The sequence below is a fragment of the Kribbella sp. NPDC050459 genome, from assembly GCF_040655315.1.
Classification (GTDB): Bacteria; Actinomycetota; Actinomycetes; order Propionibacteriales; family Kribbellaceae; genus Kribbella.
Genome location: NZ_JBFAJQ010000012.1, coordinates 255,264 through 274,696 on the forward strand (window position 1 = coordinate 255,264; position 19,433 = coordinate 274,696).

23 protein-coding genes, 1 other RNA gene and 1 pseudogene are annotated in these 19,433 nt (G+C 68.5%); 4 read left to right on the forward strand and 21 right to left on the reverse strand.

Annotation, left to right across the window (positions count from 1 at the left end):
- Positions 1 to 17: 17 nt before the first annotated feature.
- The 10 genes from AB0I12_RS32390 to AB0I12_RS32435 all read right to left on the reverse strand — a co-directional run bounded on the left by AB0I12_RS32390 (position 18) and on the right by AB0I12_RS32435 (position 7,425).
- On the reverse strand, positions 18 to 875 hold the full coding sequence (locus AB0I12_RS32390) for an alpha/beta hydrolase (RefSeq protein ID WP_359936793.1): 858 nt from the start codon (positions 873 to 875) through the stop codon (positions 18 to 20).
- Positions 876 to 1,019: 144 nt separating this feature from the next.
- Positions 1,020 to 1,397: a transfer-messenger RNA gene (ssrA, locus tag AB0I12_RS32395) on the reverse strand.
- A 95-nt stretch (positions 1,398 to 1,492) separates the two neighbouring features.
- The gene (locus AB0I12_RS32400; protein WP_359936796.1) at positions 1,493 to 2,053 is read right to left on the reverse strand and encodes a DUF1707 and DUF4870 domain-containing protein; all 561 of its coding nucleotides are present in this window, start codon (positions 2,051 to 2,053) and stop codon (positions 1,493 to 1,495) included.
- Positions 2,054 to 2,181: 128 nt separating this feature from the next.
- On the reverse strand, positions 2,182 to 2,925 hold the full coding sequence (locus tag AB0I12_RS32405; RefSeq protein ID WP_359936799.1) for a hypothetical protein: 744 nt from the start codon (positions 2,923 to 2,925) through the stop codon (positions 2,182 to 2,184).
- 43 nt (positions 2,926 to 2,968) lie between these two features.
- Positions 2,969 to 3,442: an SsrA-binding protein SmpB gene (smpB, locus tag AB0I12_RS32410; RefSeq protein WP_355473012.1), complete on the reverse strand. Its 474-nt coding sequence runs from the start codon at positions 3,440 to 3,442 to the stop codon at positions 2,969 to 2,971.
- Between the two features lie 21 nt (positions 3,443 to 3,463).
- Positions 3,464 to 4,912 carry a M23 family metallopeptidase gene (locus AB0I12_RS32415; RefSeq protein WP_359936802.1) on the reverse strand — a complete coding sequence of 483 codons (1,449 nt, stop codon included), beginning with the start codon at positions 4,910 to 4,912 and terminating at the stop codon, positions 3,464 to 3,466.
- Between the two features lie 84 nt (positions 4,913 to 4,996).
- Entirely contained in the window at positions 4,997 to 5,908 is a 912-nt protein-coding gene (gene ftsX, locus AB0I12_RS32420) for a permease-like cell division protein FtsX (RefSeq protein WP_359936805.1), read from the reverse strand.
- A 26-nt stretch (positions 5,909 to 5,934) separates the two neighbouring features.
- A complete protein-coding gene (gene ftsE, locus AB0I12_RS32425; protein WP_355697026.1) occupies positions 5,935 to 6,624 on the reverse strand; it encodes a cell division ATP-binding protein FtsE in 690 nt (229 codons plus the stop codon).
- 260 nt (positions 6,625 to 6,884) lie between these two features.
- Positions 6,885 to 7,052, reverse strand: a complete 168-nt coding sequence (locus AB0I12_RS32430; RefSeq protein ID WP_355697024.1) for a hypothetical protein — start codon at positions 7,050 to 7,052, stop codon at positions 6,885 to 6,887.
- Positions 7,045 to 7,425 (reverse strand): hypothetical protein, encoded by a 381-nt coding sequence (locus AB0I12_RS32435; protein WP_359936808.1) that lies wholly within the window; start codon positions 7,423 to 7,425, stop codon positions 7,045 to 7,047. Before AB0I12_RS32435 ends, AB0I12_RS32430 begins: the two co-directional genes overlap by 8 nt.
- A 102-nt stretch (positions 7,426 to 7,527) precedes the next feature.
- Here AB0I12_RS32435 and AB0I12_RS32440 point away from each other — a divergent pair, with 102 nt between their 5' ends.
- Positions 7,528 to 8,577, forward strand: coding sequence for a PfkB family carbohydrate kinase (locus AB0I12_RS32440; RefSeq protein WP_359936811.1), 1,050 nt, complete (start codon positions 7,528 to 7,530; stop codon positions 8,575 to 8,577).
- 12 nt (positions 8,578 to 8,589) lie between these two features.
- Here the strand turns inward: AB0I12_RS32440 and AB0I12_RS32445 are convergent, their stop codons facing one another.
- The 3 genes from AB0I12_RS32445 to AB0I12_RS32455 all read right to left on the reverse strand — a co-directional run bounded on the left by AB0I12_RS32445 (position 8,590) and on the right by AB0I12_RS32455 (position 10,480).
- Entirely contained in the window at positions 8,590 to 9,021 is a 432-nt protein-coding gene (locus AB0I12_RS32445; protein ID WP_359936814.1) for a PIN domain-containing protein, read from the reverse strand.
- A gap of 11 nt (positions 9,022 to 9,032) precedes the next feature.
- Positions 9,033 to 9,242 carry a type II toxin-antitoxin system VapB family antitoxin gene (locus tag AB0I12_RS32450; RefSeq protein ID WP_355697017.1) on the reverse strand — a complete coding sequence of 70 codons (210 nt, stop codon included), beginning with the start codon at positions 9,240 to 9,242 and terminating at the stop codon, positions 9,033 to 9,035.
- A gap of 68 nt (positions 9,243 to 9,310) precedes the next feature.
- Positions 9,311 to 10,480, reverse strand: coding sequence for an MFS transporter (locus tag AB0I12_RS32455; RefSeq protein ID WP_359936817.1), 1,170 nt, complete (start codon positions 10,478 to 10,480; stop codon positions 9,311 to 9,313).
- A gap of 202 nt (positions 10,481 to 10,682) precedes the next feature.
- Between AB0I12_RS32455 and AB0I12_RS32460 the strand changes: the two genes are divergently transcribed.
- Genes AB0I12_RS32460 through AB0I12_RS32470 form a run of 3 tightly spaced genes read left to right on the forward strand, consistent with a single transcriptional unit; the run spans position 10,683 to position 13,218 of the window.
- Entirely contained in the window at positions 10,683 to 11,951 is a 1,269-nt protein-coding gene (locus AB0I12_RS32460; RefSeq protein ID WP_359936819.1) for a sugar ABC transporter substrate-binding protein, read from the forward strand.
- Positions 11,951 to 12,361, forward strand: coding sequence for a cytidine deaminase (locus AB0I12_RS32465; protein WP_359936821.1), 411 nt, complete (start codon positions 11,951 to 11,953; stop codon positions 12,359 to 12,361). The genes AB0I12_RS32460 and AB0I12_RS32465 overlap by 1 nt, the downstream gene beginning before the upstream one ends.
- Positions 12,362 to 12,369: 8 nt before the next feature.
- A complete protein-coding gene (locus AB0I12_RS32470) occupies positions 12,370 to 13,218 on the forward strand; it encodes a DUF1028 domain-containing protein (RefSeq protein ID WP_359936824.1) in 849 nt (282 codons plus the stop codon).
- Here the strand turns inward: AB0I12_RS32470 and AB0I12_RS32475 are convergent.
- From AB0I12_RS32475 to AB0I12_RS32510, 8 genes and pseudogenes are all read right to left on the reverse strand, one after another.
- Positions 13,202 to 14,194 (reverse strand): TIGR03842 family LLM class F420-dependent oxidoreductase, encoded by a 993-nt coding sequence (locus tag AB0I12_RS32475; protein WP_359936827.1) that lies wholly within the window; start codon positions 14,192 to 14,194, stop codon positions 13,202 to 13,204. The two genes, AB0I12_RS32470 and AB0I12_RS32475, sit on opposite strands and share 17 nt — an antisense overlap.
- Before the next feature lie 10 nt (positions 14,195 to 14,204).
- Entirely contained in the window at positions 14,205 to 15,611 is a 1,407-nt protein-coding gene (gene hydA / locus AB0I12_RS32480) for a dihydropyrimidinase (RefSeq protein WP_359936830.1), read from the reverse strand.
- A 22-nt stretch (positions 15,612 to 15,633) separates the two neighbouring features.
- A complete protein-coding gene (locus tag AB0I12_RS32485) occupies positions 15,634 to 16,476 on the reverse strand; it encodes a nitrilase-related carbon-nitrogen hydrolase (RefSeq protein WP_359936833.1) in 843 nt (280 codons plus the stop codon).
- 210 nt (positions 16,477 to 16,686) lie between these two features.
- Complete coding sequence (locus AB0I12_RS32490) at positions 16,687 to 17,190, reverse strand: hypothetical protein (protein WP_359936836.1); 504 nt, start codon at positions 17,188 to 17,190, stop codon at positions 16,687 to 16,689.
- An 83-nt stretch (positions 17,191 to 17,273) separates the two neighbouring features.
- The gene (locus AB0I12_RS32495) at positions 17,274 to 18,143 is read right to left on the reverse strand and encodes a hypothetical protein (RefSeq protein ID WP_359936839.1); all 870 of its coding nucleotides are present in this window, start codon (positions 18,141 to 18,143) and stop codon (positions 17,274 to 17,276) included.
- 112 nt (positions 18,144 to 18,255) lie between these two features.
- On the reverse strand, positions 18,256 to 18,690 hold the full coding sequence (locus AB0I12_RS32500; protein ID WP_359936842.1) for a hypothetical protein: 435 nt from the start codon (positions 18,688 to 18,690) through the stop codon (positions 18,256 to 18,258).
- A gap of 30 nt (positions 18,691 to 18,720) precedes the next feature.
- Positions 18,721 to 19,239 (reverse strand): hypothetical protein, encoded by a 519-nt coding sequence (locus AB0I12_RS32505; protein ID WP_359936845.1) that lies wholly within the window; start codon positions 19,237 to 19,239, stop codon positions 18,721 to 18,723.
- Positions 19,240 to 19,280: 41 nt separating this feature from the next.
- A pseudogene (locus AB0I12_RS32510) lies at positions 19,281 to 19,433 on the reverse strand (IS256 family transposase); the annotation flags it as partial.

Below are 19,433 nucleotides of genomic sequence, written 5' to 3' on the forward strand. Positions count from 1 at the left end.
AGGTACATAAGGGCCGATCAGGTGCTGTGCACGGACTCGTCGTGGGTCGTGCCATACAGGTGGCGTTCCTCGCGGACGAGGTGTAGGCGGATCTGTTGTGCGATCGTCTCGGGGGCGTTCTCGTCGGGGGCGTTGTGGTCGAGGCCGTTCAGGATCGCGTACTCCGCGTTCGGCAGGATCGCGGTCAGCCGCGGGAGGACTCCGGTCAGGTACGCAGGCGACTTCTCACCACCGAGGAGAAGGGTCTGCGACGCGATCGCGGCGTACCGGCTGCCGTCGGAGTCGAGGCGGGCGATCTCCGCGATCTCGGCGGGAGTCGTCGGCATCATGTCCCGCGTCTCGCGTCCGCCGGCGCCACGGAGCATCAGGAAAGAGAGTGCCCAGAGCAACGGCGCCTTCCGGAACGGCGCCAGGTCCGTGCCTTTGAGGAACGTCGTCATGGCCGCCATGTGCCGGCCGCTCGCGAGCTGCTGGGTGAACGTCTCCAGCCAACCTGCGTCGAACGACCCGTCGAGGCTCACTCCGGGCTCATAGGCCACCAGAGCGTCCAGCTGCCGCTGTAACCCCACGTGCAGCGCGATGAGCCCACCGTAACTGTGCCCGAACACCACCCGTGCCCCAGTGTGCTCGAGCACGCCGAGGACGTCGTCCACGTCGCTGTCCACGCTGTACGCCGTACCGCGCGCCGCGCTCGCCCCACGCCCCCGGCGCTCGACGACATGCACCGTGTGAGCCCCCGCCAGCTCCCGCGCCAGCTTCTCGTAGTGATGCGCGCGGCGATTGTTCCCGGGCACGACCACTACCCCCGGCCCGGCCCCCAGACTCATCACCGCCACGTCGTCGACCTGCTCGACCTGCCACCCCGCACGCCGCATCCCCACACCTCCCGTTGTCCACACCCCACTCTCGTCAACACCACTGACACCCCTCTGGCTTCCCGCTGGCACAGGATTCGGCGTCGACCGGGCGTGGACATGAGAACGCCCAGGTCAGCTTGTGCTGACCTGGGCGTCTCACAGGGGTGGAGGTGGCGGGAATCGAACCCGCGTCCTTCGGCGTCGTTTCAAGGCTTCTCCGGGCGCAGTCTGGATGTCGCTTTTCTCAGCCCCAGCGTTTGTACAGACATCTCGCTGACAGGCTCAGTCACTGTAAATGTCCCGTGCTAGCCCCGTGACCGGACTAACAAAGCAAGCTCCCTAGATGAGGCCAGGAGCCGGGGCGGGAGCATCCCCGGGCTGACCGCTTCTTTAAGTGCTCAGGCCGTCAGGCGGCGAGAGCGAAGCTACTGCGCTTAGCGTTGGCAGTTATTGGTTTCCAGAGATCGTTAACGAGATAACCCTGGATCCTCGGCCCGCTTCCCTTGGAACGTACGTCCAAAGTCGAAACCGTTCACCCCCTGTTGAGTTGTCAAACTCCCACCCGAACCGCGGTGGAAGATCCACACTACCAAGTCCAACAGGCTGCCCGCACCCGACATTCCCCTCCGGGGGACCTACTTGATCAGGCGCAGCGTGAACGGGTAGCGGAACTTGCCGCCGGCCGCGGTGGCCAGGCCGCCGATGCCGGTGAGCAGGAACCACAGGATGCCCAGGACCGGGAACAGGAACGACAGGAACCCGTGGGTGATGCCGGTGGCGATCCCCAGCAGCGCGAACGCGCCGAACGCGGTCAGCTGGAAGTTCAGCGCCTCGACGGCGTGCCGGCGTACGGCGGGGTTCTTCTGGCCCGCGCTCGCGACGACCAGCGCCGGACCGACGAAGAACGTCGGGTACCCGAGCCAGTGCGCGATCGTGCCCATCCCGCGCCCGTCACCGCGGTACGTCTGCACCGGCGCCGGCCGGGTGAACGCGGCCGGGGCGTACGTCGGCACCGGGCGGGACACCAGCCCGTCGAACGTGCTGTTCAGCTCGGCCCGGGTCCGCGCCTTGAGTGCCTTGTCCAGCCGGAGGTCGAACTCCATGTGGTCGAGGCGGCCGTCGGCGTACATCTCTTTCAGGATCTCGACGGCCCGGTCGCGCTGCGCCGTCGTCACCAGCAGCTCTGAAGTGGACATGGTTCCACTGTGCGCGCGGGACGCCGCGCACCCCATCGGGTTCAGCCCGGAAGCACCCCTGACCCGACCCCGGAAGCCCCGGAACAGCGCCTGACCAGGCGTCCGATCAGCGCCTGGTCAGCGGCTGGTCAGCGCAGCTGCCGGCCGTAGTCGGCCAGGACGAACGGCGGGATCAGGTCGGCGACACCGCTCAGGACGGGCAGGACCGTCAGCGTCCGCGGCACCGTCCACGGCTTGGCGGCGTACGCAACGACCAGGCTGCCGCAGACCCGGAAGTTCACCGGCGGCTGGTCGAGCAGCCACTCCATCATCCGTGGGTGCAGCACGGCCGAACCGTAGCGGGCGTCCACGGCGGCCGCCCGGAACTGCCGGTTGAAGGCCTCGCTCTCGACCTCGACCCGCTCCATACCCGGCTCGACGGTCGCTCCGTCTCCGACGAGGGGTTCCGCGCCGAAGACGAGGTCCGGGCCGACGGCCAGGTCAGGCAGCCGGACCGGCAGCTCGACCGCGATCAGGTGGTTGACCCATGTGGTCGGCAGATACCGGCCCCGGGTCGTGTGGACGAACTCGGCCATCCGCACCGGGCGGCCCTGGTACTCCCCGATCAGGATCCGGCGCAGCTGCCCGTCCGGCGCGAAGATGCGACGGCCGGCCGTGAGGAGCTGCTCGTCGACGTCGGGTCCCGGGTGCCAGCCGTACCGTTCGGCGCCTGCCTGCTCGCGGGCGAGCTGGGCCTTCGCGCGGTCCACCCACGGACCGCCGAGGCGCGCGATCACCAGGCCGAACAGGACGGCGAAGCCGATGAACAGCGCGAAACCGAGCAGCATCCCACCGACGGCTTCGAGCCAGCGCGGCACCGAGAGAGCGAGCACGGTCGCAACCTAGCCGACCTCGAGGTCCGCGAGGCGCCGGACACTACCCCCGGCGACGCTCGGACAGGGCGCGCTGCGCCTCACGGTTGGCCTGGCGCTCGGCCAGGGCGTGACGCTTGTCGTAGTCCTTCTTACCGCGGCCGGTGGCGAGCTCGACCTTCGCGTAGCCGTCCTTGAAGTACAGCGACAGCGGGATCAGGGACACGCCCTGCTGCTCGACCTCGCGGATCAGCTTCTGCACCTCGTCCTTGTGCAGCAGCAGCTTGCGGGTCCGGCGAGGCTCGTGGTTGGTCCACGTGCCGTGCTTGTACTCCGGGATGTGCATGCCCTGCAGCCAGAGCTCGTTCCCGCGGACGGCCGCGAACGCGTCGACGAGGGAGGCCCGGCCCTGCCGCAGGGACTTGACCTCCGTCCCGGTCAGCACCAGCCCAGCCTCCACCACGTCGTCGATGTGGTAGTCGTGTCGCGCCTTACGATTCTGCGCGATCGGCTTCTCTCGGCCGGACTGTTTCACCATCCGACCAGTATCCCAGATCGTCTACAGCCACTTCATGGGATTAACCACGCGGCCGTCCTGGTAGACCATGAAGTGCAGGTGGCAGCCGGTGGAGTAGCCCGTCGTCCCGGCGTACCCGATGATCTCGCCCTTCTTCACGCGTTCACCGACGTGCGCCTTGTACCGCGAGAGGTGGTTGTAGACGGTGGTGATGGACGACCCGTCGATCACACCGTGTGAAACGAACAGCCGGTTCCCGTAGCCGCCGTTGTAGTACTTGTCCGTCACCTTGCCGTCGGCCGCGGCGCGGATCGGCGTACCGCACGGAGCGCGGAAGTCGGTGCCGTCGTGCAGCTTCCAGTAGTGCAGGACCGGGTGGAACCGCATGCCGTACGGCGACGTGATGTAGCTGCTGACGGGATAGCTGAGCCCGCCGTCGCTGTCGCCGCCGCCCGGGTTGTCCGGAATCTTCCGCGGCGGGCGGTTCTCCTTGCGCGCCTTCGCCCGCTCCGCCTTCTCGGCCGCGGCCTTGCGCCGCGCCGCGGCGGCCTTCTCGGCCTTCGCCCGCGCGATCAGGAGCTGCTCGACCCGGTTCCGCTCGCGCAGCAGCGAGTTGTACTGCGCCAGTTCGGTGTTCTTCTCCTTCTCGGCGGCCTTGAACGCGGTCAGCTTGACCTTGGCGATCGCCGCGGCCTCGGCCCGGTCGGCCGCGACCTGCTTGGTCAGCTCGGTCACGCGCTTGACGGTCGCCGCCGCCTCGGCCCGGGCGCCCTCGGCGTCCTTCTCGGCGGCCGCGACCTTGACCCGCTTGCTGGCAAGCTGCGCCTGCGCGTTGTTCAGGTTCGTGATCGCGTTGCTCTGGATGCCGAAGACGTTCCGCTGGACCTGCATCCCGGTCGCGATGTCGGCCGGCGCGGCACCGCGCAGCGCGATCGTCAGCCCGACCAGGCCGTTCTGTTGCTGGTACGCCGACCGGACCGCGCGACCCGCCACGGACCGCTTCTCCGCGATCAGCTTCTCGCCGGCCTCCACGTCGGAGACCGCGACCCGCAGCGCCGCCTCGGCCGCGGCAAGCTTGCCCGCGGCCACCGCGTCGGCGGCCTTCGCGGCGGCCAGCTGGCCCTGCGCGGCGGCGTACCGGACCTGGACGGCCTGGTACTTCACGACAGCTTGGTTGTACGCGGCAACGGACTTGCCGAGCTGGTCGGAGGCGTCGTCGAGATCAGCCTTGGACTGGTTGATCTGCGAGTCGAGTTGCTTCTTCTTGGCGGCTGGGTCCGGCGGTTTCGCCTCCGCGGACGGAGCGGACGGAACCGCGGCCAGGACACCGGCGGACAGGGACAGGACAAGGCAGCATGCGGCAACCACCGTCTGCCGGCCCGGCGGTCGCGTGCGTGATCGCGGGTACGGCGCTGCGGAGGTGCCGGTGCTGTCGTCTCGCTTGATGCTCCCCCGCTCAGGCGGGTTCGCACCGGGGAAGTGCGGGACCACAGGTCGACCCCTTGCTCTGGATGAAGTTGTGCGGTACGGGAGTGACTGCTGTTACTCCTGTTACTGCACGATAGGTCACCCGGGTCAGACTTTGAGGTATTTCCGCGTTGTCAGGAATGTCGGGATCACGGCGAGGATGATGCCGACCAGCACCATGTAGAGCATGGCTCGGAAGGTCTCGGTGGTGCCCACCCACTGCCAGACCCGGAACGTCTCCTGCGCCCGCTGCATGACGATCAGGTACACCCCGAGCCACAGCGTGCCGCAGGCAAGCACCGCCCCGACCAGGGCCGCCAGCACCGCTTCCAGCAGGAACGGTAGCTGGATATAGAAGTTCGAGGCGCCCACCAGGCGCATGATGCCGATCTCCCGTCTCCGGGCGTACGCCGCCAGCCGGATCGTGTTGAAGATCTGCATCAGGGCCGCGGCGAGCAACAGGCCGGCCGCGAAGATCGCGCCGATCTGCAGGCCGTTGAGGGCCTTGAACAACGGATCGAGGTACTGGCGGAGGTCCTGGACGGTGTCGACGCCAGGAAGGCCGGCGACCGCGCTGACCAGGTTCTGGTAGCGCTGCGGATCCTTCAGCTTGACCCGGAAGGACTCCTGCATCTGGTCCTCGGTGACCGTGCTGACGATCGGCGAGTCCTTGTACAGCTTCTTGAAGGACTCGAAGGCTTCCTTCTTCGACTCCGAGAACACGCCGTCGGGCGCGGTGTCCGGGTTCGTCTGGATGACCTGCTGGATCCGGTTCTTCTGCTCCTGGGTCACCTCGGCGCCCGAGCAGCCGCGGCCTCCGGAGTCCTTGGTGCACAGGAACACCGAGATCTGGATCTTGTCGTACCAGTTGCCCTTCATCAGGCTGACCTGCGAGTTGGCCAGCAGCGCGCTGCCGAACAGCGCCAGCGAGACCCAGATCGTGACGACGACCGCAATCGTCATCGAGAGGTTCCGCTTCAGGCCGATGCCGAGGTCGGAGAGGATGTAGTTCAGGCGCATCTTCAGTCAGTCCCTGTGCTCGGCGATCAGTGCTGGTAGCCGTAGACGCCGCGCGACTCGTCGCGGACGACGTGGCCGTTCTGCAACTCGATCACGCGCTTGCGCATCTGGTCGACGATCGACACGTCGTGGGTGGCCATCACGACCGTCGTCCCGGTCCGGTTGATCCGGTCCAGCAACTTCATGATGCCGACCGACGTGCCCGGGTCGAGGTTTCCGGTGGGCTCGTCGGCGATCAGGATCATCGGCCGGTTCACGAACGCGCGGGCGATCGCGACGCGCTGCTGCTCACCGCCGGACAGCTCGTCCGGGAGCCGGTCCTCCTTGCCGTCCAGACCGACCAGCTCCAGCACCTCGGGCACCGTCTTGCGGATGTGCGAGCGCGGCTTGCCGATCACCTGCAGCGCGAAGGCCACGTTCTCGGCGACGGTCTTGTTCGGCAGCAGCCGGAAGTCCTGGAACACGGTGCCGATCTGGCGGCGCATCTGCGGGATCCGCCAGCTCGCGAGCCGGTTCAGGTCCTTGCCGGCCACCATGATGTGGCCCTTGGACGTCCGCTGCTCACGCAGCACCAGGCGGAGGAACGTCGACTTGCCGGACCCGGAGGTACCGACCAGGAAGACGAACTCGCCTTTCTCGATATCGACGTTGACATTCAGCAGAGCGGCCCTGGACTGGCCCTCGTACGTCTTGGACACATTCTCGAAGCGGATCACGGGTTCATCCGGCCGTGGTCGGGAACAGGGAGCGACGCGACGGTAACCACGAAGTGCACCGTACGCCACCGGAGCGGCCGGCGATCAGTCTAGGCGCTCCACGGCGTGCCGCCGACCAGACCTGCCGGTCCGTACACCCCCGTCCGATACCCGGTCCGTTTGAAACGCCCGTACGACGCCTTGCGCCGCCCGCCCTGTTCTTTCCTGCTCGAGCGTATCCGTTCCGGCGATTCGGCGAGTGAGGTTGTCCACAGCCGCCGTCAGGCGGGTGCTACGGCGGGGGCTCCGTTGCCGTTGTCGGGGCGGGCGTCGGCGATGCGGGCGACGCCGGCGTCGGGTTTGCGGCCCGCGCGGCGGGCGGCCTCGACGTGCAGGCGGGCCAGTTCGACGGCTTGGCGGGAGACCTTCACGGTCTTCTTCTCAGCCATGCTCATTGTCTCCCTCGACGACCTCGATGTCCGCGTCCGCGATATCAGCGTACGCGGCCGGGCCGACGCGGTCGATCGCAACGGCGGCGGTCAGCGCGGCGACCAGGTCGTAGTCCTCCGGCTGTAACAGCTCCGACCTCATCAGCGAACGCAGCGTCACCACACCGGCGTCCGTCCCGGCGTCCTCCCCCTCGAGGATCTGCTCCACCGCCCACCGGACCATCCGCATCGTTTCCTCACGATGCCGCCAGGTGTCGAGCTCGCGATCGGACTTCCGCGTCAGGTACGACCCCAGCAGCACGCCTCCGAGAGCGAGCAGCGGACTCAGCACCGTCACCACGACCCCGACAACCGAGATCCAGGTAGGGATCACGGACACCCCTCCCAATTCCGTGGTCTTGATCGGCCGATGATGCTACGAAAGAACCATTCCACCCGCCACCGACAACACAGGATGACAAGGAGCAGTGTCACGATGACGGACGAGCAGGACCGCTACGACGTGTTCGTGCAGGGGACCGTGTTCCTCGACATCGTGATGACCGGGCTCGAGACCGCCCCGACCACCGGGACGGAGATCTTCGCCGAGGGGATGGGGTCGTGCCCGGGCGGGGTGGCGAACTTCGCGATCGCGGCCGCGCGGCTCGGTCTGCGGACCGGGCTCGCGTCGGTGTTCGGCGACGACGCGTACGCCGACTTCTGCTGGCGGACGCTCGCGGACCAGGAGGGTGTGGACCTGTCGCACTCGCGGCGGATCGGGCACTGGCACTCGCCCGTGACGGTGTCGATGTCGATCGACCGGGACCGGGCGATGGTCACGCACGCGCACGAGGCGCCGGGCGACCCGAGCAAACTGGTCGGTCCCGGGCTGAAGACGCGGTCGGCGATCGTCCCGGTGGCCGACGAGTTGCCCGGGTGGACGGTCGAGGCGCGGGAGTCCGGTGCGCTGCTGTTCGGCGACGTCGGGTGGGACCCGACCGACGAGTGGTCGCCGGCGGTTCTCGACGTACTCGAGGGGTTCTACTCCTTCACGCCGAACGCGAGCGAGGCGATGGCCTACACCCGCACCGACACCCCGAAGGCCGCGCTGCACAAGCTGGCCGACCGGGTGCCACTCGCGGTGGTGACGAACGGCGCGGACGGCGTCCTCGCGATCGACTCCGAGACCGGCGAGGAGGAGCAGGTGCCGGCGCTGCCGGTCCGTTCGTACGACCCGACCGGCGCCGGCGACGTGTTCCTCGCCTCCCTGGTGCTGGGCACCCTCCGCGGCTGGCCGCTCGCCCACCGGCTTGCCTTCGGCAACCTGTGCGCGGGCCTGTCGGTCCAGCACTTCGGCGGCTCGCTCGCGGCGCCCGGCTGGGGCGACATCATCGACTGGGTCCGCGACCACAGCCGGCACCGCCCCGGCGACGTCGACCCCGACGTCCTCCGGCACTACGCCTTCATCGGCGATGTCCTCCCCGCCGGCCCGGTCCCGATCGTCCGCCGCGCCTCAGCCACCATCGCCCGCCTGTCGGACGCCTGAGCACGCGCCCGCTCAGTCCAGCGTCCCGCGCGGCGCCACCCAGAGGTGCGGTTGCCCGGTGACAGCAGCGATGTGTTCGAAATCGGCGTCGTAGTGGAGGATGATCGCGCCGTGCTGCTCGGCGACCGCGGCGGTGATGACGTCGACCACGCCGGCGGCCCGGTGCTGTCCACGGGCCGCCATCCGAAGCTGAACCTCGCGGGCGCGCCTCGCGACGGAGTCGGTGATCGGCAGGTCGACGTACAACGCCTGCCGCCGCTCGGCGATCGTTCGCACGTCGTCGTGGTTCCGGCCGGAGTATCCGGCCTCGAGGTCGACGGTCAGGCAGGTGGCGGCCGCGTGGTCGACGATCAATCCGGCGATCACCGAGCGCACCAGCGGGTGCTTGCTCCGCGCCTGGGCCGAGGTGTCGACCAGGTACAACTTGCCGACCGTGCCGGCCATGGCAGCACTGCTCAACGGCGCGCCTCGCGCATGACGTCGGGGTCATCGATGTCTGGGCCGACGCCCAGCGCGTAGGGATCGTCGAGCAGCGCCTCGATGCGCTCCCGGCGCTGGGCGACGAACGCGAGCGCCGCGTTGACCGTGTCCTTCTTCGTCACCGTCCCGAGCTCCTTCGCGGCGAGTGCCAGCACCCTGTCGTCCACATCGATCACTGTCTTCACAGCACCGAGAGTATGTTCCGATATATATAGACCTACATGGCCGGATATACAAATTCACTCAATCGTTGTCAACGGCCTGACGCCGTGAGGGCCGTGGCGACCAGGGTCAGGAGGACGCCGCCGGCGAGGAAGCCCCAGGCGGAGGTGGAGTGGTCGATGATCAGGCCGGCGAGTGCTGAGCCGGTGGCGGAGCCGAGGTTGTTTGCTGTGTTGATCCAGGTGCTGGCCTCGGTGCGTTGGTGGGGTGGCGTGAGGTTGTCGGCCGCCAGGTAGGCGACCACGAACATCGGCGCAACCGCGACACCGGCGACGGCGAGCAGGGCGCCGAGCATGATCAGGCCGGTCGCGAAGGAGGCCGCTACCAGTCCGGCGGCGAGTACGGCGATCAGCCCGGCGAGCTGCGTCGTCCAGGACCGGGTGTGCGTACGGCGTGCCCAGAGCAGCCCGCCGATCACGCTCCCGAGGGCGATCGCCGCCTCGACGTACCCGGCCGCCCCGGGACGTCCCGCGTGGGCCGCGACACCCGCCACGCACACGTACGCCGCGCTGATCCCGGACGCGGTGACCATGATGACGAGCAGGATCCACCGCAGCCCGGAGATCGCCAGCGGCCCCAACGGATGCCGGGCCGGCGCCGAAGCCGCGGTGTGCGTGGTCACCGGGCTCGTCACCATCGTGAGCGTGCCGACGAGCATCAGGGCCGCCGAGCAGCCAAGCGCGACCGGCGCCGACAGGAGGCTGATCAGCGTGCCGGCGATCAGCGGCCCGCCGAGGAACAGACACTCCTCCGAGACCGCGTCGACCGCGTACGCGCGTTCCTTGAGCGCGGTGCCCTCGGTGAGCAGGCGCCAGTTCGACCGCATCGACGGTCCCAAGGGCGGCGCGAGCAGTCCGGTCGCGCCGACGAGCAGCAGTACGGCGGCAGGCGTCGTACTGGCCGTGGCGACGACGACCAACCCGGCCGAGGAGCCGGCCGCGAGCAGCGGGAGGACGCGGCGCTGGCTGTAACGGTCGACGAGACGTGCCTTGAACGGCATCGACAACGACGCCGCTCCGAAGACGGCGACCGCAGCGCCGGCCGTGGTGAAGGAACCGGTCGACGACCGGACGGTGAAGAGCAGGGACAACGGGAGCAGACCGTACGACAAGCGGCCGAGCAGCGCAGGCACGAACGTGCGCAACGCCGACGGCAACAGCAGGACAGCACGGTAGCTCCCGGCACGAGTGGTGCCGGACACGAGAACGCTCCTAGAGACTCACCAGGGAAATGGGCTCGGACCACGCCGGGGCGTGGGAGCGGTCTCTAGTCACGGGGGCAGGACATGGCCGACAGCATATCGTTCTCGGCGGCTGGAAATCACGGCGATCTGGGCCCGTCCGGTCGTAGGGTCGGTGGGTGGTGCGCGGGCTGTGGGACCGCGCCGGACGGAGGTACGTGAGATGACGATCAGTCGGCGGCAGGTCCTCGGGTTCGGGGCCGGCCTGGCCGCGATGGCGGTGGCGGGATGCGGGTCGAACTCCGGGCGGCCGTCGTCCGGCGGGTCGGACGGGTCGAAACCGACGCTCCAGCAGTGGTACCACCAGTACGGCGAGGCTGGCACGCAGCAGGCCGTCGAGCGGTACGCGAAGGCCTACCCGGACGCGACGGTGAGCATCCAGTGGTCGCCGGGCGACTACGACAAGAAGGCGTCGACGGCACTGCTGACCGACCAGGGCCCGGACGTGTTCGAGTACGGGAACGGGCCGACGATCGACATGATCAAGGCCAACCAGGTGGTCGAGCTCACCGACGTCCTGGGTGACGCCAAGGCCGACTTCAACCCGGCGCTGATCGAGCGGATGACGTACCAGGGCAAGCTGTACGGCGTTCCGCAGGTCGTCGACATGCAGCTGCTCGTGTACCGCAAGAGCCTGCTGAGCGCGGCCGGCGTGCAACCGCCGCAGACCGTCGACGAGCTGCTCGAGGCGGCCAAGAAGCTCACCAACGACAAGGTGAAGGGCCTGTTCGTCGGCAACGACGGCGGGGTCGGCATCGTCGGCGGGCCGGCGCTGTGGTCGGCCGGGCTCGACTACCTGACCGCGGACAACCAGTTCGGGTTCGACGACCCCGCGGCCGTCGAGTCGCTGCGCAAGCTGCGCGAGTTCTGGACCGCGAAGGTGCTGCTGCTCGGAGCCCCGACCGACTGGTCCGACCCGTCCGCGTTCACACAGGGCCTGACCGCGATGCAGTTCACCGGGCTGTGGACGCTGCCCGCGATCGAGAAGGCGCTGCCGGGCGACTACGGCGTCCTCCCCTGGCCCAAGCTCAACGCCACCACCGGCAAGCCGAGCGTCCCGGTCGGCGCGTACGGGTCGTGCGTGAACGCGAAGTCGAAGAACGTCGACGCCGCGAAGAAGTACGTGAAATGGCTCTGGGTCGACCAGACCGACGACCAGCTCGACTTCGCGCAGTCCTACGGCTTCCACATCCCGGCCCGGAAGAGCCTGGTCGAGAAGGCCGAGAAGCTGAAGTCCGGCCCGGCCGCCGACGCAGCCAAGCTGGCGACCGAGAACGGGCACGCGCAGACCCCGATCCTGTGGTCGCCGAAGTCCGGCACGGCGTACACCGACGCGCTGAACCGGATCATCCGCAGCGGCGCCGACCCGGCGGCCGAGATCAAGAAGGTGAAGACGGTCGTCGACGCCGAACTGCAGCGGATCGCCGGCTGATGGAGCTGCGCCCGCTGACCGACGACGACCGCGAGCTGATCGAGCTGGCCCGCCGGACGGTCGACGCGAACACCGACGGACCCGACGGCGTCCACACGATGGGCGCCGCGGTCCGCGGTGCGGACGGCCGGATGTACGCCGGTATCAACCTGTACCACTTCACCGGCGGCCCGTGCGCCGAGTTGGTCGCGCTCGGCCGGGCCCGCGCGGAAGGCGCCCGCGAGCTCACCACGATCGTGGCCGTGGGCAACGAAGGACGCGGCGTGGTCGGACCGTGCGGCCGCGACCGCCAGATCCTCGTCGACTACCACCCGACGATCCGCGTCATCCTGCCGACACCCGACGGCCCGGCGTCGGTCCTGGTCACCGACCTGCTGCCCGGCGCCTACCGCTGGACCCCGAACCCGTAGGAGTTGCGATGACGTTCTCGATCGTGGCCTTCGATCCGGACTCGCGGTCCTGGGGAATCGCGGTCGCGTCCAAGTTCCTGGCGGTGGGTGCGGTCGTGCCCTGGGGACGGGCCGGCGCCGGCGCGGTCGCCACCCAGGCCACGGCCAACCTCTCCTACGGACCGGACGGCCTGGACCTGCTCACGGGCGGCGCGACCGCCGACGACGCCGTGGTTCAGCTGACCGGGGCCGATGACGAGCGTGATCATCGCCAGGTCGGCCTGGTCGACGCCGACGGCCGCGGCGCCACGTTCACGGGACCGTCCTGCCTGGACTGGGCGGGCGGCCAGGCCGGCGACGGATTCGCGATCCAGGGCAACATCCTGGCCGGTCCGCAGGTGGTCGAGGCGATGGCTGAGGCGTGGCAGGCGCACGCCGACCAGGCATTCGAGCGACGACTGGTCACGGCACTGGCGGCCGGCGACCGGGCCGGTGGAGATCGCCGCGGGCGCCAGAGCGCGGCGCTGCGGGTGTGGCGTGCCGGAGCGGCGTACGGCGGAGTGCTGGACACCGCCATCGACCTGCGCGCCGATGACCATCGGACGCCCGTCGAGGAACTGGGGCGGCTCCTCGACCTGCACACGTTGTACTTCGGCAAGCCGGACCCAGCCACCCTGCTGCCACTGGAAGGCGAACTGGCAACCGAGGTAGCTGACGCCCTCGAAACGCTGGGTTATCCGGCCGCCGACCTCGCCGAAGCCCTCGACACCTGGGCCGGCACCGAGAACTTCGAGGAGCGGCTGGTGGACGGCCAGCTCGACCCGGTGGTCCTGGAGCAGCTCCGCCGTCAGGTCGCCGCCATCAGAATGCCGGAATGACGTCCTTCCCGTACGACGCCAGGGTCTCCTCCTTGGCGTCGTGCTGGAGGTACAGCGCGAACTGGTCGACGCCGAGCTCCTTCAGCTCGGCCAGCCGGGCCAGGTGGTTCTCGACCGGGCCGAGGATGCAGAACCGGTCCACGACCTCGTCCGGCACGAAGTCCGTGTGGATGTTCCCGGCCCGCCCGTGCTCGGCGTAGTCGTACCCCTTCCGGCCCTCGATGTAGTCCGTGAGCGCCCGCGGGACCGCGCCGGACGCCCCGTAGCGCGCGACGATGTCCGCGACGTGGTTCCCGACCATCCCGCCGAACCAGCGGGTCTGGTCGCGCTGGTGCGCCAGGTCGTCCCCGACGTATGCCGGCGCCGCGACGCAGAACTTGATCGCCATCGGGTCCCGGCCCGCCTGCTCCGCGGAACGCCGTACGGCCGCGATCATCCACGCCGCGATGTCCGGATCGGCCAGCTGCAGGATGTACCCGTCGCCGACCTCACCGGTCGCCTTCAAGGCGCGCGGCCCGTACGCCGCGACCCATACGTCGAGGGCGCCGTTGTCGACCCAGGCGAACTTCAGCTCCTGGCCGCGATAACTGACGGTCTCGCCGCGGGCGAGGGACCGCACCACCTCGACGCACTGCTTCAGCTCGTCGATCGTGCCCGGCTGCGCGCCGAGCGTCCGCAACGCCGAGTCGCCGCGCCCGATCCCGCAGATCGTCCGGTTGCCGAACATCTCGTTCAGCGTGGCGAACTGGGACGCGATCACCGTCCAGTCCCGCGTCCCCGGATTCGTCACCATCGGCCCGACGACGACCCGCTGCGTGGTCGCGAGGATCTGGCTGTAGATCACGAACGGCTCCTGCCAGAGCAGGTGCGAGTCGAACGTCCACACGTACGAGAACCCGGCGTCCTCCGCCTTGCGGGCCAGCTCCACGACCGTGGACGCGGGCGGATCGCACTGGAACACCACACCGAAGTCCACGACATCCCCCTTACATCAGATACGAGGAGAGGCCGCGCTTCAGGAACTTCCCCCGGCCCTTGCGGCCATGGTAGTTGCCGTCAGCCACGATCACCTCGCCGCGCGAGATCACGGTGCCCACCCGGCCCTTGATCTCGACCCCTTCGTACGCCGAGTGGTCCATGTTCATGTGGTGCGTCGCGACCCCGATCCGCGTCGTACCGTTCGGGTCGTAGATCACCAGGTCGGCGTCCGATCCGGGCTGCACGATCCCCTTGCGCGGGTACAGCCCGAACATCCGGGCCGGCGTGGTCGAGATCGTCTCCACCCAGCGCTCCAGCGACAGCTTCCCGTCGACGACGCCCTGGAAGACCAGGTCGACGCGGTGCTCGACGCCGCCGATCCCGTTCGGGATCTTGGAGAAGTCGCCGAGCCCGAGCTCCTTCTGGTCCTTCATGCAGAACGGGCAGTGGTCGGTCGACACGATCGCCAGGTCGTTGTTCCGCAGGCCCTTCCACAGGTCGCGCTGGTGCGGCTCGTGCTTGCTGCGCAGCGGTGTCGAGCAGACCCACTTCGCGCCCTCGAAGCCGGGCGCGCCGAGCTGGTCCTCGAGCGTCAGGTACAGGTACTGCGGGCAGGTCTCGGCGAACACGTTGCGGCCCTTGTCCCGCGCCGCCGCCACATGCTCCAGCGCCTGACTGGCCGACAGGTGGACGATGTACAGCGGGCAGTCCTGCGCCACCTCGGCGAGCGCGATCGCCCGGTTGGTGGCCTCGGCCTCGAGCGCGGCCGGGCGAGTGATGCCGTGGTAGATCGGGTCGGTCTCGCCGCGCTGGAGCGCCTGCTGGACCAAAACGTCGATCGCGATGCCGTTCTCCGCGTGCATCATGATCATCGCGCCGTTCTCCCGCGCGGTCTGCATCGCGCGGAGGATCTGCCCGTCGTCGGAGTAGAAGACGCCCGGGTAGGCCATGAACAGCTTGAAACTCGTGATGCCCTCGTCGGTGACGAGCTGGTCCATCGCCTTCAGCGCGTCGGCGTCGACGCCGCCGAGGATCATGTGGAACGCGTAGTCGATGTGGCACTCGCCGTCGGCCTTCGCATGCCAGGCGGCGAGCCCGTCCTGCACCACCTCGCCGGTGCGCTGCACGGCGAAGTCGATGATCGTCGTGGTCCCGCCGTACGCCGCCGCGCGGGTGCCGGTGTCGAACGTGTCACTGGCCGCCGTCCCGCCGAACGGCAGCTCCATGTGCGTGTGCGCGTCGATCCCGCCCGGGATCACGTACTTGCCGGAGGCATCGAGCACCTCGTCGACCGTGATCGTCGGGCTGAACGACGGATCCAGGACCGCGACGATCTTCTCGCCCTCGACCAGCACGTCCGCGACCCGGGTCCCGGTCGGTCCGACGACGGTTCCACCCTTGACGAGCAACGACATTCCCTGTCCCCTTCTGTCCCCGCTACGGTTTCGTCAGGTCGCCGTACGCGTCGGGGCGGCGGTCGCGGTAGAACTGCCAGCGGTCGCGGACGGTGTCCAGCAGGCCCAGGTCCAGGTCGCGGACGATCAGTTCCGGATCGTGGTCGTGCCCGACGTCGCCGACGAACTTCCCCTCCGGGTCGACGAAGTACGACGTGCCGTAGAAGTCGTTGTCGCCGAACTCGGCCTCGATCCCGACCCGGTTGATCGCGCCGATGTAGTACTCGTTGGCGACCGCGGAGGCCGGCTGCTCGAGCTTCCACAGGTACGCCGACAGGCCGCGGCTGGTCGCCGACGGGTTGAACACGATCTTCGCGCCTGCCAGGCCGAGCGCCCGCCAGCCCTCCGGGAAGTGCCGGTCGTAGCAGATGTAGACGCCGATCCGCCCGACCGCGGTGTCGAAGATCGGGTACCCGAGGTTGCCCGGCCGGAAGTAGAACTTCTCCCAGAAGCCCTTCACCTGCGGGATGTGGTTCTTCCGGTACTTGCCCAGATAGGTGCCGTCGGCATCGATGACCGCGGCGGTGTTGTACAGCACGCCCGGCTGCTCCTGCTCGTACACCGGCAGCACCATCACCATGCCGAACTCTTTGGCGATGGCTGCGAACCGCTCGGTGGTCGGGCCTGGCACGGACTCGGCGTACTCGTAGTACTCGGCGTCCTGCTTCTGGCAGAAGTACGGCCCGTAGAACAACTCCTGGAAACAGATCACCTTCGCACCCGCCGCGGCCGCCTGCCGCGCGTAGTCCTCGTGCGCCTTGATCATGGACTCCTTGTCACCCGTCCACGACGTCTGAACAAGCGCAGCCCTGACAACCTCCGCCACAAGAACCTCCCCAAGTAGCCGAGTCCCCATGCTCCATCCGTCCCGGGTCACCCGTCAACGGATGTCCCCGATCCCGGCGCTCATCCCGCCCGAGCCGGACTCCCCCGGGTAGCCGGCCAGTCACCGCGCCGTACTCCGCCGCCGTCAATCCGAGCCAGGCATCGTCCCCCCGCGCGACCGTCCCAAGCACCGTCGAGCCGCCCGCTCGTCTCAGCGCCGGCTGCTGAGTCTGCGAGCCGCGCGGACGGCGGCGTCGTAGATCCTGCCGTACTCGTCGTGGGTGCGGGACTCGCCGGCTTCGGTTGCCACCTTGGTGACGACGCCGAGGCTCGGCGCTTCCGGACCCAGGCGGTTCCGGGCGCCGATCTGAAGGTTGACGGCCCCGTTCAAGGAGAGCGTGGCCGAGTCGACATGGGGCAGCCTCGCGACGATGTCCGGCGACTGGCGTTCGCTGACGATGAAGTAGTCCCAGTGCCCCGCGGCGACCAGTCCGGCGAGCCCGGCCGGGTCTATCAGCCGTGCGTCGGGCACGTACCGCTCAGGCCCGGGGACGAGTTCGTACATCACCAGCCGGTACGGCCCGAGGTCCTCCGGAAGCGCCGCCAGCAACTCGCCGATCTCCTCGGCCCTCAGAGCAGGAAACTCCCGCCTCCTCCCCTGACCGACCCGGCGCCAGATCTCCGGGCTCAAGACTGCGGCGTTCAGATCGTTCACGCGGGCTCCCGTTGCAGGAATGAGGGTTCCTCACTAATCACCACGATCATCATCGACCTGGTTCCGACCGACCGCCGCGCCGGCTACTGCCGGTCGGCGATGATCTTCTGGATCTCTTCGACGCTCGGGCGATAGTGCCGCCGGCTCTGCATGCGCAGCTCCTGAAGCTGCGGGAGATCGGCGATCGGGCTCAGATCACCGTCCATGATTCTCGTCGAGCCGAACAACAGCAACTCCCGCAGTGTCGTCAGCGCCCGCAGTGGTTGAGCACTCGTGAAGTTCGCACCGTCACTCAGGTTCAGGACTTCGAGATCACCGCACGTTGCCACGTCGTCGAGGGTGGACACCTTCTTGCAGGCTTCCAGGTGCAGTTCGCGCAGCATTGACGCACGAACCGCGCTGGTATCCAACAGCCGCGTGGCGAGATAGATGCCGAGATGCCGAAGACCCGGCAGGCCCGCCAGCCCGTCGAGCGACTTCAAGCGCGGCCGATCCTTCAACACCAGCGTCTCAAGGCGGCCGGCCGACGCCAGAACCGACAGGTCCTCCTCCGTGTATCGCCCCGTGAACAGTCGTACGAGGTGAACCGCAGAGCGGAACGTCTGCCTGATCTGGCCCCAGTCCGCCCGGATCTCACTCAGGTCGGGCAGGCGTTCGAGATCAACCGTCAACATAGGATCCACCGTGAGGCTCATGCTTCTCAACGTCGATGCAAGGCCGTAGATCGGGTCCAACGACTGCACGCGCCGGTCGATGACCGTCAGATTCCGCACCGGCAGCCCGCCGAGAAATCGCAGGTCAGGCATGTCGAATCCGAGGGCGTAGTTCAGCAGGAGGGTGTCGGCGCCTTGGTCGACGAACGCCGCGCCGGCCTCGTCGGACCACGGCCCTGTCACCACCATCTCGATGGTCCCATTCGGTCGCGGCCCGACCGCAAAGGATTGTTCCGTCATCTGCTCCGTGGTCTCTCGGCTGGTCTTGTTCCCGACAACACCTTGGCGTGCAGCATTATCGGCCTCTGCTTGGGTGAACCTGCAGGTACGGCGCAACGCCGTGACCGCAGCCTCAGCCCCGCTCGAGCCGGACTCCCCGGGGTAGCCGGCCGACCACCGCGTCGTACTCCGCCGCCGTCAACTCGAGCCAGGCATCGTCCTCCTGCGCGACGGTCCCGAGCACCGTCGACCGGTCAGCCCGCAGCAAATGCAGATCCTCGGGCAGCCGCGGCCAGACCCAGTCGAAGAGGCTCGATGCGGCCGTCGTGAGCACCCCGAGCGACTCTTCGTCCAGCCGGAACAGGTACCGATCCTGGGTCGACGTACCCACGATCAGGGACCCCGGCCAGGCGTGCACCTCATCCGCCTCGAGCAGATGCTCCCCGAGCCTCCGCAGGACCTGCCGCCCCGGCTCGTCCATCCGTGTCCCACGGCCCTTGTCCAGCACCCCGAACACCACCGCCAACGGCGCCACGGCCCGCAACAACGCCCGATAGTCCTCCCCCACCACAGGACCAACCAGGTTGTAGGGTATCCATCAGATCTCCCGCAGCGCATCCGCCGCGTCCAGCCCGGCAGCGTTCAGATCATCGGCCACCCTCCGCCCGAAGTCCCGCACGCCGGCCTCAACCTCGACCCAGGACACCGGCGTACCGACGGACTCAGGCGCGAAAGCCGACCCGAACACCCAGCCCCCACCCTCACGACGCACGGTGAGTGCCCCCAACTCCTCGAACGACATCGAGTCGAACACGAAGTCGTCCCGCTCCCCCCGCCCCACCCACCTCAGGAGACTCCACGCCAACTCCACCACCGGAAACGACAATTCCTCATACAGCACCCGCCCGCCGTCCACCAGCCGGAAATCACCCTCAACCCCCACGAGCACATCCGCCTGCGACGTTCCTGGCAGCTCGCCGACGTTGAACCGGCCATAACTCAGCAGCATGCCCACCAGTCTCCTAGCCACGGGCCCCGTAGCGCTCGTCCCACTCCAGCTCGACGCCAGGGTCGACTCGCCTACCTCGTCGTACATCGAGTCGGCGGGCAAGCTCACCGGTGGGACTATCTCGCTAACGGTGTTTCCGGCGGTGTTCTTCAGTAGGTTTCGGCGGCCGGGAATCGGTCGCCGAAGGTGATCGCGAACGCGTTGAGTGCTGGTTTCCACCGCATGGCCCATCGTGCCCGGCCGGTGCCGGTGGGGTCCAGCGAGCGGGTCACGAGGTAGAGACACTTCAGCGCGGCTTGTTC

Bases quoted from the DNA above. Each gene is read 5' to 3' on its own strand.
- AB0I12_RS32445 (WP_359936814.1), bottom strand. From the start codon at position 9,021: ATGGCCGGCACGGTCGGCAAGTTGTACCTGGTCGACACCTCGGCCCAG.
- AB0I12_RS32460 (WP_359936819.1), top strand. From the start codon at position 10,683: ATGACGATCAGTCGGCGGCAGGTCCTCGGGTTCGGGGCCGGCCTGGCC.
- hydA (WP_359936830.1), bottom strand. From the start codon at position 15,611: ATGTCGTTGCTCGTCAAGGGTGGAACCGTCGTCGGACCGACCGGGACC.
- AB0I12_RS32495 (WP_359936839.1), bottom strand. From the start codon at position 18,143: ATGACGGAACAATCCTTTGCGGTCGGGCCGCGACCGAATGGGACCATC.
- ftsX (WP_359936805.1), bottom strand. From the start codon at position 5,908: ATGCGCCTGAACTACATCCTCTCCGACCTCGGCATCGGCCTGAAGCGG.
- AB0I12_RS32390 (WP_359936793.1), bottom strand. From the start codon at position 875: ATGCGGCGTGCGGGGTGGCAGGTCGAGCAGGTCGACGACGTGGCGGTG.
- AB0I12_RS32430 (WP_355697024.1), bottom strand. From the start codon at position 7,052: ATGGCTGAGAAGAAGACCGTGAAGGTCTCCCGCCAAGCCGTCGAACTG.
- AB0I12_RS32470 (WP_359936824.1), top strand. From the start codon at position 12,370: ATGACGTTCTCGATCGTGGCCTTCGATCCGGACTCGCGGTCCTGGGGA.
- AB0I12_RS32465 (WP_359936821.1), top strand. From the start codon at position 11,951: ATGGAGCTGCGCCCGCTGACCGACGACGACCGCGAGCTGATCGAGCTG.
- smpB (WP_355473012.1), bottom strand. From the start codon at position 3,442: ATGGTGAAACAGTCCGGCCGAGAGAAGCCGATCGCGCAGAATCGTAAG.
- AB0I12_RS32400 (WP_359936796.1), bottom strand. From the start codon at position 2,053: ATGTCCACTTCAGAGCTGCTGGTGACGACGGCGCAGCGCGACCGGGCC.
- AB0I12_RS32440 (WP_359936811.1), top strand. From the start codon at position 7,528: ATGACGGACGAGCAGGACCGCTACGACGTGTTCGTGCAGGGGACCGTG.